The organism is Herbiconiux moechotypicola (genome assembly GCF_024979255.1).
GTDB classification, from domain to species: Bacteria; Actinomycetota; Actinomycetes; order Actinomycetales; family Microbacteriaceae; genus Herbiconiux; species Herbiconiux moechotypicola.
Genome location: NZ_JANLCN010000003.1, coordinates 138,608 through 153,995, shown reverse-complemented (window position 1 = coordinate 153,995; position 15,388 = coordinate 138,608). Strand labels below are relative to the sequence as shown.

General features: G+C 69.9%; 17 protein-coding genes and 1 pseudogene. 11 read left to right on the top strand and 7 right to left on the bottom strand.

Translation table 11 applies throughout. The annotated features are described in order from the left end of the window. Window positions 1–33: 33 nt before the first annotated feature. On the bottom strand, window positions 34–1,182 hold the full coding sequence (locus tag N1031_RS05825) for an ABC transporter substrate-binding protein (RefSeq protein WP_259478662.1): 1,149 nt from the start codon (window positions 1,180–1,182) through the stop codon (window positions 34–36). A 112-nt stretch (window positions 1,183–1,294) separates the two neighbouring features. Here N1031_RS05825 and N1031_RS05820 point away from each other — a divergent pair, with 112 nt between their 5' ends. The 5 genes and pseudogenes from N1031_RS05820 to N1031_RS05800 all read left to right on the top strand — a co-directional run bounded on the left by N1031_RS05820 (window position 1,295) and on the right by N1031_RS05800 (window position 5,035). Next, window positions 1,295–1,909: a cupin domain-containing protein gene (locus tag N1031_RS05820; protein ID WP_259478661.1), complete on the top strand. Its 615-nt coding sequence runs from the start codon at window positions 1,295–1,297 to the stop codon at window positions 1,907–1,909. A 62-nt stretch (window positions 1,910–1,971) separates the two neighbouring features. Further along, window positions 1,972–3,333 (top strand): NtaA/DmoA family FMN-dependent monooxygenase, encoded by a 1,362-nt coding sequence (locus tag N1031_RS05815; protein WP_259478660.1) that lies wholly within the window; start codon window positions 1,972–1,974, stop codon window positions 3,331–3,333. 77 nt (window positions 3,334–3,410) lie between these two features. Further along, window positions 3,411–4,130, top strand: a pseudogene (locus N1031_RS05810) (alcohol dehydrogenase catalytic domain-containing protein); the annotation flags it as partial. Window positions 4,131–4,248: 118 nt separating this feature from the next. Beyond that, window positions 4,249–4,455, top strand: a complete 207-nt coding sequence (locus N1031_RS05805; protein WP_259478930.1) for a zinc-binding dehydrogenase — start codon at window positions 4,249–4,251, stop codon at window positions 4,453–4,455. A 61-nt stretch (window positions 4,456–4,516) separates the two neighbouring features. Next, window positions 4,517–5,035 (top strand): YbhB/YbcL family Raf kinase inhibitor-like protein, encoded by a 519-nt coding sequence (locus N1031_RS05800; RefSeq protein WP_259478659.1) that lies wholly within the window; start codon window positions 4,517–4,519, stop codon window positions 5,033–5,035. Between the two features lie 7 nt (window positions 5,036–5,042). On the opposite strand, the gene N1031_RS05795 is transcribed toward N1031_RS05800, so the two are convergent. Continuing rightward, complete coding sequence (locus N1031_RS05795; protein ID WP_259478658.1) at window positions 5,043–5,393, bottom strand: winged helix-turn-helix transcriptional regulator; 351 nt, start codon at window positions 5,391–5,393, stop codon at window positions 5,043–5,045. Between the two features lie 123 nt (window positions 5,394–5,516). On the opposite strand from N1031_RS05795, the gene N1031_RS05790 reads away from it, so the two are divergent. Continuing rightward, window positions 5,517–6,623 carry an NAD(P)-dependent alcohol dehydrogenase gene (locus tag N1031_RS05790; RefSeq protein ID WP_259478657.1) on the top strand — a complete coding sequence of 369 codons (1,107 nt, stop codon included), beginning with the start codon at window positions 5,517–5,519 and terminating at the stop codon, window positions 6,621–6,623. A 3-nt stretch (window positions 6,624–6,626) separates the two neighbouring features. Here N1031_RS05790 and N1031_RS05785 read toward each other — a convergent pair whose 3' ends face one another. Then, window positions 6,627–7,121, bottom strand: coding sequence for an SRPBCC family protein (locus N1031_RS05785; protein WP_259478656.1), 495 nt, complete (start codon window positions 7,119–7,121; stop codon window positions 6,627–6,629). Window positions 7,122–7,182: 61 nt separating this feature from the next. On the opposite strand from N1031_RS05785, the gene N1031_RS05780 reads away from it, so the two are divergent. From N1031_RS05780 to N1031_RS05765, 4 genes are all read left to right on the top strand, one after another. Further along, the gene (locus N1031_RS05780) at window positions 7,183–7,560 is read left to right on the top strand and encodes a hypothetical protein (RefSeq protein ID WP_259478655.1); all 378 of its coding nucleotides are present in this window, start codon (window positions 7,183–7,185) and stop codon (window positions 7,558–7,560) included. 73 nt (window positions 7,561–7,633) lie between these two features. Beyond that, on the top strand, window positions 7,634–9,037 hold the full coding sequence (lpdA, locus tag N1031_RS05775; RefSeq protein WP_259478654.1) for a dihydrolipoyl dehydrogenase: 1,404 nt from the start codon (window positions 7,634–7,636) through the stop codon (window positions 9,035–9,037). Further along, a complete protein-coding gene (locus tag N1031_RS05770; RefSeq protein ID WP_259478653.1) occupies window positions 9,034–9,642 on the top strand; it encodes a TetR/AcrR family transcriptional regulator in 609 nt (202 codons plus the stop codon). The genes lpdA and N1031_RS05770 overlap by 4 nt, the downstream gene beginning before the upstream one ends. A gap of 88 nt (window positions 9,643–9,730) precedes the next feature. After that, window positions 9,731–10,753 carry an aldo/keto reductase gene (locus N1031_RS05765; RefSeq protein WP_259478652.1) on the top strand — a complete coding sequence of 341 codons (1,023 nt, stop codon included), beginning with the start codon at window positions 9,731–9,733 and terminating at the stop codon, window positions 10,751–10,753. A gap of 57 nt (window positions 10,754–10,810) precedes the next feature. Here the strand turns inward: N1031_RS05765 and N1031_RS05760 are convergent, their stop codons facing one another. Together N1031_RS05760 and N1031_RS05755 are read right to left on the bottom strand one after the other, a co-directional pair. Next, window positions 10,811–11,446 (bottom strand): TetR/AcrR family transcriptional regulator, encoded by a 636-nt coding sequence (locus N1031_RS05760; RefSeq protein ID WP_259478651.1) that lies wholly within the window; start codon window positions 11,444–11,446, stop codon window positions 10,811–10,813. Between the two features lie 10 nt (window positions 11,447–11,456). Beyond that, window positions 11,457–11,876 carry a BphX family protein gene (locus N1031_RS05755; protein WP_259478650.1) on the bottom strand — a complete coding sequence of 140 codons (420 nt, stop codon included), beginning with the start codon at window positions 11,874–11,876 and terminating at the stop codon, window positions 11,457–11,459. 63 nt (window positions 11,877–11,939) lie between these two features. Between N1031_RS05755 and N1031_RS05750 the strand changes: the two genes are divergently transcribed. Next, window positions 11,940–13,274, top strand: a complete 1,335-nt coding sequence (locus N1031_RS05750; protein ID WP_259478649.1) for a glycosyltransferase — start codon at window positions 11,940–11,942, stop codon at window positions 13,272–13,274. Between the two features lie 6 nt (window positions 13,275–13,280). Here the strand turns inward: N1031_RS05750 and N1031_RS05745 are convergent, their stop codons facing one another. Next, window positions 13,281–14,081, bottom strand: a complete 801-nt coding sequence (locus N1031_RS05745) for a family 1 encapsulin nanocompartment shell protein (protein ID WP_259478648.1) — start codon at window positions 14,079–14,081, stop codon at window positions 13,281–13,283. A 28-nt stretch (window positions 14,082–14,109) separates the two neighbouring features. Next, entirely contained in the window at window positions 14,110–15,243 is a 1,134-nt protein-coding gene (locus tag N1031_RS05740; protein WP_259478647.1) for a Dyp-type peroxidase, read from the bottom strand. Window positions 15,244–15,388 lie beyond the last annotated feature (145 nt).

Below are 15,388 nucleotides of genomic sequence, written 5' to 3'. Positions count from 1 at the left end.
CGCCCCACCGCTGGGATCGCGGTGACCCCGCTCTCAGAACCCTATCGACGTGTCGATGAAGCGGTTCGTCGCGATCTGCTCCGGCGTGAGGCCCTCGAGCGGCTGAAGATCCAGCCCCTCGAACACCGGCACGGTCTTGTCGATGAAGTCCTGGAGTCGCGACTCGTCGAAGTCTCCGACAGTCGAGTCGTCACCGTTGCCCACGAGATCCATCCCGGTCATCGTCTCGACCGCGTACCGTGCATTCCCCTCGGAGTAGACCCACCCGGTGTCGTACTCCTCGACGAGGTCGACGACGAGCTGGTCAACGGCCGTGGGGTCGGCGAAGTAGTCCAGCTCCGCCTGCTGCAGGATCGGGACGAGTTTGTCGAGGCAGGCCGACTGGGTGTCCACCTCGCTGGCTCGGACGGCGAGGGCGTTGGTGTAGGGCCTCCACCCGGCGTCGTAGAGGAGTTCGAACGCCACCGGCTTCGCCCATGCGGAGACCTCGTGCTCGTAGAGATATGGTTCAGAGCTCACGTACCCCTGCTGCGCGATCTCCCCGTCGGCGGCGACGAACACTGCAGGGGTGCCGTCGTAGCCGGGGTCGGCCTGGTTCTCGGGGATCAGGCCTGTGGCGATGAAGTACTCGAAGGCGGCCGTGCCCGGGAAGTACCGCACGGTCGCGCCCGCTGCCGTCACGTCGGCGATCGTGGTCGCGTCAGGGTAGCGCTCGGGATCCCACATCACGAACTCGGGGCCGATCTCGAAGGGGGCGAAGACGGCCGTGGTGGCCGTGTCGTCGGACAGCATCACGGATTCGTCGGACGTGACGACACCGAGCAGGATCGACGGATCCTGGTACATCTGCGACGACACGAGCTGGAATCCGATCGCCGGCCCACCCGCACGGATCTCGACATCGACCCCTGTCGGCTCACCGCCACTCGTGAGGGGGCCGCTCACCGACTTGGCGGCGGCGTTCACGACGGGATCGGGGCCCAGGAGCTGATAGAGCATCCCGTGCTCCGACTCCGGGTTCCAGTTCGTCTGGATCACCACGGTCTCGGGGCAGACCGACGCCAGCGGACCTCCGGCGCCGATCGACGAACCGGTGGTCTCGGAGGCGGGTGCACTCGAAGCGCAGGCGGTGAGCAGCAGGGCCGGCGCGAGGGCGGCGGCCGGGTGGATGCGGAACGACATGACAGGTCCTTTCAAGGTGTGTGATGCCCAAATGTTTACCAGGTAAACGAACGCGGAGATGTAAACGTCGCGTGACGGGCGTGTTTCCTGAGGGGTTCGGTAGCCTTCGTGCATGGCACGCAAGGAGAATCCGACATCGGTGGCCGCGGGCGCGAAGCGCAACTCCGTTCCGCTTGATGACCGGGCGGTCGCGATGGGCGCCCGCATGCGGATGCTCAGGGTGAAGCGATCGATGACGCTCTCCGAACTCGCTGCCAAGGCCGGGCTGTCGCATCCCTTCCTCAGCCTCGTGGAGAGGGGGATGGCGAGGCCGAGCATGACGTCGTTCTCGAGCATCCTCACGGCGCTCGAGTCCGACCCCATAGAATTCCTCCTCGATCTCACCGATTCGGCGCCGGTCGACGTACCTCCCGGAGGTCTGCACATCGTGCGCGGGCAAGGTGCGCAGCTCGACCACTACGGCGATGCGAGTGCCCGTCGGCTTGCCGCATCGCCCCGGTTGCCTTTGCTCGTCGAGTACAGTGGCGCGAACGTCGACGAAGGGTCGCACCTCGTGCACCACGGTGACGAGTTCCTCTACGCGATCGAGGGTGCCCTGATGCTGCACCTCGGCGGCGGCGAGCATCTTCTGCAGGCCGGGGACTCCGTGGTCTACGACGCGCAAACCCCGCATTCCTGGCGCAGTGCTGACGGCGCGCCGTTCCGGGTGCTCACCACACACAGCTGACCTTGCCTACGATCCTGTGACTCGCTATGTTTACCAAGTAAACATTCTGAGAAAGGGATGCAGTGAAGGAAATCAGCGTCGGCCTGTTCGAGGGCTTCCTCCTCAGCAACGGCACCCCCGCCTGGTGGCACGAGGACAGCAAGCTCGACAGTTGGCTTGAGCTGGATCACTGGGTATCGCTCGCCAAGCTCGCCGACGAGGCGGGTTTCGACTTCCTCTTCCTCGCCGACACCCTCGGCCACGCCGAGCGCGACGGCGACATGCCCCGCGAGGTCGCAGAGCACTCGATCCAGTTCCCCATCCTCGACCCCATCACCCTGGTCACGGCGATGGCCGCGGCCACGCGCGACCTCGGCTTCGTGGTCACCGCCTCGACGACGGCCGAGCTGCCCTACACACTCGCCCGTCGCTTCGCCACCCTCGACCACCTCACCAAGGGGCGCATCGCGTGGAACATCGTCACCGGCGCCCAGCACGGGGTGGTCTCCAAGCTCTACGGCGCCTCGCCGATCCGGCACGACCAGCGGTACGAGATGGCCGACGAGTTCGTGGAGCTCTGCGCGCGCCACTGGGAGACGGTCTGGGACGACGATGCCGTCGTGGCCGACCGCGCCCGGAAGGTCTATGCCGAGCGCGACCGGCTCCACCCCGTCGACTTCGCCGGGGAGCACTTCTCCAGTGCCGGCTACCTCTCTGTGCCGCCGTCGCCGCAGCGCACGCCGTACTTGTTCCAGGCGGGTGCCTCGGCGCGAGGGCGCAAGACCGCCGGCCGCGTGGCGGAAGGGGTCTTCATCCAGGCCACCACTCCCGAAGCCACCCGCGAGGTGGTCGCGAGCATCCGCGAGCAGGCCCGCCGTGAAGGACGTGACCCGAACAGCGTGAAGATCGTGAGCGGCTGCACGGTGATCACGGCGCCATCGCGCGCCGAGGCTGTGGCGAGGCACGAACGCCTCCTCGACGAGTACCTGAGCATCGACGCCGGCCTGCATTTCCTGGCGCTCACCGGTGTCGACCTCCTCTCGTTGGATCCGGCCCGACCGATCGGCGACTACACGAGCGAGCTCGGCCAGACCATGATCGACCGCTACCGGGTCGGCGACACCACGATGGCCGTCGGCGAGATCATCGAGCAGTACCGCCGAAAGGGTGTTCGCGGGTTCGAGCTCATCGGAACCCCCGAACAGGTCGTTGACGACCTGGCGGAATGGGTCGAGGCGACCGACATCGACGGCATCATGCTCGAACCGACCTACGGCGGGTCCGACATCTACCGCGAGTTCGCCGAGCGGGTGATGCCGCTCCTGGTCGAGCGCGGGCTCAAGGCTCCTCGCGCCGAGTCGCTCACTCTCCGCGAGAGGCTCGGAGGTGCTGCCTCCCGGCTCCCCGACGATCACCCGCTGTCCCGGCTCCGACTGAGCTCGTAGCATACTTCCTCTACTGGTTCCCATTGGGAACCAGATGCCCTTGTGGGTAACCAGAGGCGCGGGATGAGGATGTGGGCATGACCACGGAATCGCACCAGGAACGGCCCCTCCCCACACTCATGCGGGCGATCGGATACTCGAAGAACACAGCGATCGACGACGCGGAAGCGCTGGTCGAGCGAGAGGTTCCTCTGCCGAAGATCGGCCCCCACGACCTCCTGGTGGAAGTGCATGCCGTGAGCGTGAACCCCGTGGACGTGAAGCAGCGTGCGCACGCGGGCTCGGGAGGATTCCGGGTGCTCGGCTACGACGCGGCCGGTGTGGTGGTGGCGGCCGGTTCGTCGGTCACGCTCTTCGAGCCCGGTGACCATGTGTACTACGCGGGTGCCCTGAACAGACCTGGCTCCAACGCTCATTATCAAGCGGTCGACGAGCGGATCGTGGGCCGGAAGCCGGCCTCGCTCGACTGGGCCGACGCGGCCGCGCTGCCACTCACCACCCTCACGGCCTACGAGGCGCTGTTCGACAAGCTGCATCTCACGGAGACCAGCGAGGGAACGCTGCTCATCGTGGGCGCGGCGGGCGGCGTGGGCTCGATCATGATCCAGCTGGTGAAGGTGCTCGCTCCGCGCGTGCGCGTCATCGGAACGGCGTCGCGCCCGGAGTCGCAGCAGTGGGTGCGATCGCTCGGTGCGGACGCGGTCGTCGACCACGGGGGAGACCTGGCTGCCCACGTGCTCGAGGCCGCGCCCGACGGGGTCGACTGGATCTTCACCTCGGCTTCGGCGAAACCGGGTGCCGTGGCGAGCTACGTGCGCATCGCGAAGCCCTTCGGGCAGATCGTCGCGATCGACGCCCGCCCACCTCGACGTGGTAGCGCTGAAAGGCAAAGCGCTCTCCTGGCACTGGGAGTTCATGTTCGCCCGCTCGATGCATCACAGCGCCGATCTGATCGAACAGCACCGCACCCTGAGCCTCGTCGCCGAACTCGTCGACGAGGGGCGCATCCGCACCACGGCGACCGAGCGACTGTCTCCGCTGGATGCCGAGCAGCTGATCGCGGCGCACCGCATCGTCGAGTCGGGGCGGGCCATCGGAAAGGTCGTGATCGCCCGCGACTGACCCGCTCGAGCGCTTCCCATCCGACCCTGACCACACACACGTCCCTCTGAGGAGAGAAATCATGACCACCCCCTTCGATCGCCTGCCCGCCGTGCCGGCACTCACGGTCACCAGCACCGATGTCGCCGACGGCGGCGACTTCGCCACCCCCCAGTACTCTGCGATCTTCGGAGTGCCCGGAGGGGAGGACCGTTCGCCCCAGGTCGCCTGGACCGGCGTTCCCGACGGGGCGAAGAGCTTCGTCGTGTCGCTCTACGACCCCGAAGCGCCCACCCCGTCGGGCTTCTGGCACTGGATGGTCGTCGATCTGCCGGCTGAGACGGCGAAGCTCGAGACCGGAATCGCGGACCTGCCCGCCGGGGCGTGGGTCGTCAAGAACGACGCCCGGGTGGCCGCGTTCATCGGATCGGCCCCGCCGGCTGGTGCCGTCGACCACTACGCGCTCTCGGTGCAGGCCCTCGATGTGGCCGGGGTCGGCGAGCTCGGAATCGACTCGGAGTCGACCCCCGCGTTCGTGTCGTTCGCCATCCTGCCCCACGTGATCGCCCGCGGAGTCATCACCGCGGTCGGACGGGGCTGAACCGAGCTCAGTGCGCCGTGACCGACTCGTTCACCCAATTGCGCAGGTGGGCGAGCGGCGCGGCCGCGCTGTGCCCCAGCGGTGTGAGCGAGTACTCGACCCGGGCAGGGACCTCCGCGAACACCTTCCGGTCGATGAGATCGGCGTCCTCCAGCCGCTTGAGTGTGGCGGAGAGCACCTTCGGGCTCACACCCTGGAGTTCGCGCCTGATCTCGCCGAAGCGTCGCGGACCGTCTTCGAGCGTGCCGATCGCCAGCGCCGACCACTTGTTGGCGAGCAGGTCGAGCATCTCGCGGCAGGGGCAGGCTGCTGCGTACACGTCGTTTCGATCGCAGGCGTCGGAGGCCACTGTGCTCACGCCGAATCCCTTCCTTGGTTTCTTCTGGGTATCTAGTATGCAATCAATAGCGATTCTCGGCAACTATCTGACACCTGTCAGAGAAGCGTAGGCTGAGGTGTGTCATCCCGAGAAAGGCACACCATGACCACCACCGCCCACGCCGCCGTGCTCCGCGGCCTCGACTCCCCGTTCTCCTTCGAAGACGTCGTGCTCGACGACATCCGGCCGAACGAGCTGCTCGTGAAGATCGTCGCCACCGGCCTCTGTCATACCGACCTCGCGGTCGTGCACGGTCACATCCCGGCCGCCTTCCCGACGGTGTTGGGGCACGAGGGTGCGGGCGTCGTGGAGCAGGTCGGCTCGGCCGTCACCGACTTCGCCATCGGAGACCACGTGGCGGTGTCGTTCGCCTCGTGCGGCCACTGCGCCAACTGCCTCGTCGGCCGCGAGGCGTACTGCCTCAAGTTCATGCTGCTCAACGTCGCCGGCGTGCGCGAAGACGGCTCCGGCACCATGACCGCACCCGACGGCGGCGAGATGCACGGAGCCTTCTTCGGTCAGTCCTCGTTCGCCACCCACGCCATCGTGGCCGAGCGCAACGCCGTGAAGGTGCCTGCGCACATCCCGCTCGACATCGTGGGGCCGCTCGGCTGCGGCATCCAGACCGGCGCGGGAACCGTGCTGAACACGCTCGACGTGCCCGCCGGATCGAGCGTGGTCGTGAGCGGCACCGGCGCCGTGGGCCTCTCGGCGATCATGGCCGCCAAGGTCGCCGGCGCCACCACGATCATCGCGGTCGACGTGCTGCCCGAGCGCCTCGAGTTCGCCACCAAGCTCGGCGCCACCCACGTCGTGAACGGCCGCACCGACGACGTCGTCGCGCGCATCCTCGAGATCACCGACGGGCTCGGAGCCGCCTACGGCGTCGACACCACCGCAGTGCCGCAGGTGATCCAGAACGTCGTGGCGGCCACCCGCTTCGGGGCCACCATCGCGCTGCTCGGCGTGGGGAAGCCGGATGCGGTGCTGCCGCTCGGGCTGGTGTCGGGCGCCGGCAAGACGCTGGTGGGGGCGATCGAGGGCGACTCGGTGCCGCAGATCTTCATCCCTGAGATGCTGGCGCTGTTCGAGGCGGGGCTGTTCCCCTTCGACGAGCTGGTGACGCGGTACCCGTTCGAGCAGATCGAGCAGGCGATCGCCGACACGCAGTCGGGCGTGGCCGTGAAGGCCGTGCTCACGATGCCGTAGCGCTCACTCCGCGAGGAGCGCGTCGATCTGGCCGGCGGCCAGGCGCATCCCCTCCTCCATGCCCATCTCGAGCACCCGGTGCAGCTCGTCGGCCGTGTCGTAGTGTGAGACGACGAGCATGCGGGTGGCCACGACGTCGCCGCCGATCGGCTCCAGGGTGACGGTGCCGTGCGTGACGGGCATGTCGGGGAGGGGATGCCCGTCGGCGTCGGCGAAGCGGTCGTCGAACGAGAACGAGGTGGGGGCGTCGACGGCGGTGACGTTCCACATCCCGCCCGCCTCGGTGCCGTCGGGGCCCGTCATCACGTAGTGGGCGGTGCCCCCCGGGTGGAGCTCGAGCTCGCGGAAGGTGGCCGGCCAGGTGGGCGGGCCCCACCAGCGCTCGAGCTGCCGCGGGTCGGCCCACAGCTGCCAGACGCGGTCGACCGGGGCGGCGAACTCGCCCTCGATGGTGAGACTGTGCTGGTCGTCGTCGACCGTGCTCTGCGTGACGGGCATGCTCGCACCCTACTCGCGGTGGCGCCCTCGCGCTGGGTGAAACTGTCGGTAGTGTGGGGCCATGGCCAGACGCCCTGCCGGAGTGACCCTCGTCGCCGTGATCGTGTGGATCCAGGGCCTGTTCACCCTGCTTGGCGGCATCTTCTCGCTCGTGGCCGCGCCCGCGGGCGGCGAGCTCGCCGGTCCGCTCGCGGCCTCGGCGATCATCTCGATCATCCTGGGCGTCATCACCATCGCGGTCGGCGTGGGATTGCTGCGGGGGAGCGGTGTGGCCCGGGTGCTCACCACCATCGTGCTGCTGCTCTCCATCGCCAACGCGATCTACGTGCTGCTCGCGCAGCCCGCCACCATCCTCGGCCCCGTGGTGTCGGCCCTCCTCGCCGTGGTGGGACTGATCATGCTCTACACCTCCCGGGCCAACGCGTACTTCCGCTCCTGATCCGCGCGCGGCCGACGCGACCCGGCGGGCGGGGCGTACAATTCTGAGTGCACTCAGAATTGAAGGAGACCCCATGACCGCGCAGCACGTCGACGTCGTCGTTCTCGGAGCCGGGCCCGGCGGGTACGTGGCCGCCATCCGCGCCGCGCAGCTCGGCAAGAGCGTCGCCGTCATCGAGAAGCAGTACTGGGGCGGGGTGTGCCTCAACGTGGGCTGCATCCCCTCGAAGGCGCTGCTGCGCAACGCCGAGCTCGCCCACACCGTCACGCAGCAGACCGAACTGTTCGGCATCTCGGGAGAGGTGAGCTTCGACTACGGAGCCGCGTTCGACCGCTCCCGGGTGGTGGCCGACGGCCGGGTCAAGGGCGTGCACTACCTCATGAAGAAGAACGGCATCACCGAGCTCGACGGGCTCGGCACCTTCGTCGACGCCCGCACCATCGAGGTCGCGCTCACGGGCGGTGGCACCACCACCGTCACGTTCGACGACGCGATCATCGCGACAGGCTCGGTGGTGCGCCTGCTGCCCGGCGTCGCGCTCAGCGAGAACGTGGTCACCTACGAGTCGCAGATCCTCTCGCGCGAGCTGCCCGGGTCGATCGTGATCGTGGGGGCCGGTGCCATCGGCATGGAGTTCGCCTACGTGCTCGTCAACTACGGCGTGCAGGTGACGATCATCGAGTACGTCGACCGCGCCCTCCCCAACGAGGATGCGGAGGTGTCGAAGGAGATCGCGCGTCAGTACAAGAAGCTCGGCATCACGCTGCTCACCTCCACGAAGGTCGAGTCGGTCACCGACGAGGGCTCGTCGGTCGTGGTCGAGTACACGCCGGCGGGCGGAGAGCGCACGAGCATCCGCGCCGACCGCGTGCTCATGTCGGTGGGATTCGCCCCGCGCACCGAGGGCTACGGCCTCGAGCGCACCGGCGTCGCCCTTACCGAAAGGGGCGCGATCGCCATCGACGACCACATGCGCACCTCGGTGCCACACCTCTACGCCATCGGAGACGTCACGGCCAAGCTGCAGCTGGCGCACGTGGCCGAGGCGCAGGGCGTCGTGGCCGCCGAGACCATCGCCGGCGCCGAGACCATGACGCTCGGCGACTACCGCATGATGCCGCGCGCCACCTTCAGCCAGCCGCAGGTGGCCTCCTTCGGGCTCACCGAGCAGCAGGCGCGCGACGAGGGGCACGAGGTGAAGGTGGCGAAGTTCCCCTTCACCGCCAACGGCAAGGCGCAGGGGCTGGGCGAGGCGGGCGGCTTCGTGAAGCTCGTCGCGGATGCGCAGTACGGCGAGCTGCTCGGCGGTCACCTCATCGGGGCCGACGTCGCCGAGCTGCTGCCCGAACTCACCCTCGCCCAGAAGTGGGACCTCACCGCCGCCGAGCTCGCCCGCAACGTGCATACACATCCCACGCTCGGCGAGGCGCTGCAGGAGGCGTTCCACGGGCTGACCGGGCACATGATCAACCTGTGACGGCCGTCGGGCGCCGCGCGCTGAACAAGCAGCAGAAGCTCGACCGCATCGTCGAGGCCGCGGGCGAACTGTTCGACGCGCACGGGATGCACGGGGTCACCACCCAGGCCGTCGCCGAGCGGGCCGGCGTGGGGGCCGGCACCGTGTTCCTCTACGCCAAGACCAAGGGCGAGCTGCTGCTGCTCGTGCAGAACGCGCGCTACGCGGAGGCGCTCGGGCGGGGACGGAAGACGGCGTCGCGCGCATCCGGCGATCTCGACCGGGTGATGGCGCTCGTCACGCCCGTCGTCGAGTGCAACCGGATGCACGTGGAGAACGGGCGGCACTACCTGCGCGAGATGGTGTTCGGCGCGCCGGGGGAGCCGCAGCGCGAGGCGGCGCTCGCGATCGTGGCCGAGACCGAGGAGGCCGTGGCCGGGGTGCTCGCCGGTGCCGTGACGGGCGCCGGCGCCGCGCCGGCCCGTGATGCGGCGCGGGCGGCGGCGCTCGCGCGGGTGGTCTCGGCAGTGCTGTATCTCGCGATGGCGAGTGCCCCCGCCGCCGCGCCCGCCGCCGACGTGCTCGCGGCCGTGCGCGACCAGCTGCGGGCGGCCGGCCTGCGCTGACGGCGCCGCGGGGGTACCGGCAGTGCCTGTCACCCGCGGCGGGTGGCGGCGTAGCGTGCGAAGAGCACCACGATCGGAAGGAACCTCCATGGACTACCGTCCCCTCGGCCGCACCGGAGTCTCGGTGAGCCCGCTCTGCCTCGGCACGATGATGTTCGGGCCGTGGGGCAATCCCGACGAGTCCGACTCGATCCGGGTCATCCACGCCGCACTCGACGCGGGGGTGAACTTCGTCGACACGGCCGACGTGTACTCGGCGGGCGAGTCGGAACGCATCGTCGGCAAGGCGCTCGCGGGGCGCCGCGACGACGTGGTGCTCGCCACCAAGTTCTTCATGCCGATGGGTGGCGTCGGGGCCGAGGGCGTGAACCGCCGCGGCGGCTCCCGCAAGTGGATCATGCAGGAGGTGGAGGCCTCCCTCACCCGCCTCGGTACCGACTACATCGACCTCTACCAAGTGCACCGGCCCACGCCTGACACCGACATCGAGGAGACGCTCGGTGCCCTCACCGACCTGGTGCACCAGGGCAAGGTGCGCTACATCGGGTCGTCGTCGTTCACCGGCAGCCAGATCGTCGAGGCGCAATGGGTGGCGAGCGACCGCCGGCTGCAGCGCTTCGTGACCGAGCAGCCGCCGTACTCCGTGCTCGTGCGGGGCATCGAGGCCGACGTGCTGCCCACCGCGCGCCGGCACGGCATGGGGGTGCTGAGCTACAGCCCGCTCGCCGGCGGATGGCTCTCGGGACGGTGGAGCAAGGATGCGGCCCCCACCTCGTCGGCGCGGCCCGCGGCCCGCTTCGACATGACGAGCCCGGCGAACCAGCGCAAGCTCGAGGTGGTGACGCAGCTCTCGGCGCTCGCCGAGGAGGCGGGGCTGACGATGATCGAGCTGGCGCTGGCGTTCGTCATCCGGCACCCGGGCATCACCTCGGCCATCATCGGGCCGCGCACGATGGAGCAGCTCGTCTCGCAGCTGCCGGCCGCCGACGTGGTGCTCTCCGAGGAGGTGCTCGACCGCATCGACGAGCTCGTGCCGCCGGGTGTCACCCTCAACCCCGACGACACCAGCTACAGCGCCTTCGAGCTCACGCCGGGCGAGCGCCGCCGCTGAGGGAGCCGCGGGTCTGGCCCGCGCATCCGCTCGCCCCGCGCATCCGGAGCCGCGGGGTCAGCCGGGAGTGCGGAAGACGAGGCGCTGGATGGCGTCGCCGAGCCAGCGGGTGTAGTGGTCGACGCTCCAGCCGCGCTCCTGGGTGAAGAAGCGGAAGGTGTCGGGCGAGACGAGGTGGGTGAGTACCTCGGTGCGCTCGTCGGGGTCGACGTCGCCGTGCAGGAGGCCGTGGGCGGCGCTCCAGGCGATGGCCGCGCCGATGTCGGCGTGCCGGCGGGTGTTGAGGTCGGCCACGAGCGCGGCCACGGTCTCGTCGGTCTCGGCGGCCACGTAGAGCGCGCGGTCGATGCCTGCGGTGCGGGCATTGGCCTCGGCGAGGAACGCGAGGTAGGCCGGCAGCGCCTCGGCGGGCGGTAGCTGCATGATCGCCGCCACCGCGGGGCGCTCGTGCAGCGGGTGCGTACCCTCGTCGCCGGCCAGCGCGAGCTCGAACGCGGCCATGAGCAGGGCGCTCTTCGGGCCGGCGAGGTGCACGCTCTGCACCGAGACGCCGGCCTCCTTCGCGATGGCCGCCATGGTGGTGCCCTGGTAGCCGTCGCGGGAGAACAGCGTGGCCGCGGCCTCCACGATCCGGCGGCGGGTGTACGCCGAGGTCTCCTCCCGGATGGGCGAGGAGTAGCTGCGCGGTGCCATGGTGCCGATCCTAGGCGGTGGTCCTCCGCGACCGCCCGGCGGCGCGCAGGGCGAACAGGCCCGTCACGACGATGGCGAGGTGCAGGGCGATGAACGCCAGCATGCCGGGCAGCGGGTAGCCGGCCGCGATCATGTAGAGGTCGTCGAGGATGCCGCGCACGATCGACAGCACGATGGCGAGCCACGCCACGATGCGGCTCTCGAACGGCCGGAACGAGGCCGCGATGAGGAACGCGCCGAGGATGAGCAGGTCGAGCCCGAACAGCATCGTGAAGTCGAGGAAGCCGCGGTACGCAGTGCCGCCGATGGGCGCGTCCCACCCCGGCACGGTGAGTTCGAGGCGAGGGGCGTTGAGGAACGGGAGCCACATCGCGCCGAGCACGATGTTGACGAGGCCGACGAGGCGGAACCACCAGGTGAGGAATGTCATGGCTGCATTCCTACATTGGTTAGAGCTATACGTCAATGAATAAATTCGTGCTATAAATCTCTCGTGTCCACCATCCTCGTGTGCAGCTCGCCCATCCACGGTCACGTGAGCCCGCTGCTCACCGCCGCCGCTCATCTCGTGAGCAGTGGGCATCGCGTCGTCATGCTCACCGGCAGCCGCTTCGCGCGCCGGGTGACGGATGCGGGGGCCGAGTTCCGCCCGCTCGACGGCATCGCCGACTTCGACGACCGCGACGTGCCGAGCTACCTGCCCGAGCGGGAGCGCTACCGGGGCCTGGCGCAGGCGCAGTACGACATCCAGAACATCTTCGTGAAGACCATCCCCGACCAGTACCGCTCGGTGCAGCGGATCGTCGACGAGTTGCGGCCCGACGCCGTGCTGGTCGACGGAGCCTTCGGGGGAGTGGGGCCGCTGCTGCTGCGCGACGGCCCGCGACCTCCTGTGCTGGCGCTGGGGGTCACGCCGCTCACGCAGCGCAGTCGCGACGTCGCACCGGCCGGCACGGGCATCCCGCCGTCGTCCACGCTGCCGGGGCGCGTGCGCAACCGGGTGCTCGATGTGGTGGCCCGGCGCATCCTGTTCCGGCGCACGCAGCGGGTGGCCGAGCAGATCTTCGCGGGGCTCGGCATCGATCACCTCGAGCTGTTCGTCATGGACATCTCGAGCGCCTTCGACCGGTTCATGCAGCTCTCGCCGCCGGAGTTCGAGTACCCGCGCAGCGACCTGGCGCCGAACACGGTGTTCGTGGGGGCGATGCCGCTGGGGGCCGCCGCGGCGCCGGGCGGCTCGGGCGGTGCGGTCGGCTCGGCCGGAGCCGCGTTGCCGGAGTGGTGGGGCGACCTCGACGGCACCCGCCCGGTCGTGCACGTCACGCAGGGCACGATCGACAACCATGATCTCGAGCGCCTCATCCGCCCCACGCTCGAAGGGCTGGCCGCACTCGACGTGCTCGTGGTCGTGTCACTCGGCGGGCGGGCTCCGGATGCGCTGGGCCCGGTGCCGGCGAACGCCCGCGTGGCGTCGTACCTGCCCTACGACCGGCTGCTGCCGCTGACCTCGGTGTTCGTGACGAACGGCGGATACGGCGGGGTGCAGCAGGCGCTCGCCGCGGGGGTGCCGCTGGTGGTGGCGGGCGACACCGAGGACAAGCCGGAGGTGGCGGCGCGGGTGGCGTGGTCGGGGGTGGGCGTCGATCTGCACACGGGAACGCCGACGGCGGCGGCCGTGAGGGGCGCGGTGGAGCGGGTGCTCGACCGCGACGCGGGGTTCGGGGCTGCGGCGGGGCGTATGGCGGCCGCCTCGGCGCGCTACGACACGCTGGCGAACATCGAGCGCGAGATCGCGGCGGCCGTGGAGACGTGGCCGCAGTGGTGGTGACCGGTGTTACCGCAGCGCTACGGCCGCCTCGGGGGTGGCGATGCGGAAGCTGAAGGTCTCCTCGAGGTAGAAGGTGACCGCGTCGGGGGTGTGGTGGCTGTAGCCGAGCGCGATGTCCTGCCCCGATTCGAACACGAAGTCGCCGCCGCGCTGACTCACGAGCACGGCTCCCTCGATGCCCGGCACCCACTCCACGGGGCCGTCGAGGATGCGCTTGAGGTGCTCGATGAGTGGCGTGCCGCCCGTGTCGCTGCCGCCCTCCACGTTCACCCAGGCGTCGGTGTCGAGCGCCAAGCCGTACGGGCCGCCGATGCCCGAGCGCTTCAGCTCGGCGGCCGCCGCGGCCACCTGCTGGGCGAAGCGCTGAGGGTCGTCGTCGCGGGTGATCGGCGCGTTCGGGCTCGACGGGATGATGCCGGCGAATCCCATCGCGTCCCAGCCGTTGAACACGGCCGAGTTCTCGACGGCGGCCAACCGCGCGGCCGCCTCGTCGAGTGCGGTGAGGTCGACGTCGATGGCCCCGCGCGCCGCGGCGTCGAGCTCACCGCGCGAGAGGGTGAACTCGGCGCGCACCTCGGCGAGCGGCAGCACCACGCGCGAGCGGGCGATGACCGCGTCGGCGGGGGAGTCGGCGACGGCGCCGACCCGGCCGATCGAGGTGGCGGAGTGCTCCCACCCGAGCGGGCCCTCGAAGTCGACGAGCTTGCGCGCGCCGAGTGCGGGGGCGAGGCGGGTGCGGGCCTCGTCGTCGAGCATCGCCCAGGTGTCGGGGGTGACGGGGGCGAGGTCGCGGAAGAGATGGTTCACGGGGTGGTCCTCTCGGGGTGGCGGGGAATCAGGGTCTGAGCGACCCGAGGCCGAGCGAGCCGTCGGGCGCGGCCGAGGCCGGGCCGGGCGGTGGGGCAGAGGCCGGGGCAGGAGCGGCATCGGTGTCGGTGGCGGCGTCGGGTGAGTCGTTGACGGTGGCGGAGGCGTCGTCGGCGGCGGCCGGGTCGTCGTCGAGGGAGGCGAGGAGGTCGGCGCTCGGGGCGAAGAAGGTGCTGCCGGTGAGGGCGGTGGAGAAGTCGAGGATGCGGTCGTGCAGGCCGGGCGGGTCGCCGATGAACATGCGTTCGAGCATCCGTTCGATCACCCAGAGGCGGCGCGAGTAGCCGATGAAGTAGGTGCCGAACTCGCCCGAGGCGGGGCTGCCGAAGGGCATGTTGTCGCGGAGGATGTCGACCTCCTCGCCGCTGTCGTCGGTGATGGTGTTGAGCGTCTTGTGCGACTTCTGGCCCGAGACGGCGTCGTCGAGCTCGATGTTGTCGGCCTTCGTGCGGCCGATGATCGCCTCCTGCTGCTCGGTGCTGAGCGCCCGCCAGGCCTCGATCGGGTGCGTGTACTTCTGCACCACCACGTAGCTGCCGCCCTCGCCCGCCGGGTCTTCGGGGCCGACGATCGTCGACTCGGGCAGTTCGCGCCCCACCGGGTTGGCCGTGCCGTCGACGAACCCGAGCAGGTCGCGCACGTCGAAGTAGCGGAATCCGATGGTCTCGTCGACGACGGTCACGGCCGCACCCAGCTGGTCGAGCAGGATGCGCTCGAACTCGAAGCACAGGTCGCGGCGGTCGGCCCGGATGTGGAACAGCAGGTCTCCGGGGGTCGACGGCGCCGTGTGGGTGCTGCCGCGCACCGGCCGGAACGGGTGCAGCTCGGCCGGCATCGGCCGGCGCACGAGAGCGGGCCACACGCGGGCGCCGATCGCGACCGTGCAGGTGAGCGCCGAGGAGAGATCGCGGAACGACACCGTCTTCACGAGCTCGTCGAGCCCGGCCAGCACATCGCGCACCTGGGCGACGGCACCGGGGTCGTCGCCCACCGTGAGCACGAGGAACACGGCCGACTGTGTGAGCGGGGCGTCGATGCTCTGCGGCTCGATCGGCACCCTGCCGGATGCGGTGGTCGCCCCGTCTGCGTCACTCCCGGCCACGCGCCCTCCCTCTGCGACTCCGGCGCGAGGGCAGCGCATCCCTCGCGGCACACCGCCACCGCCCCAGTATGCTGCACCGCCGCGTATCCGTCACCCGCCCACCCTGACCTGCCCGAGGCCACCCGCCCCGCGACGCCCCGCACGT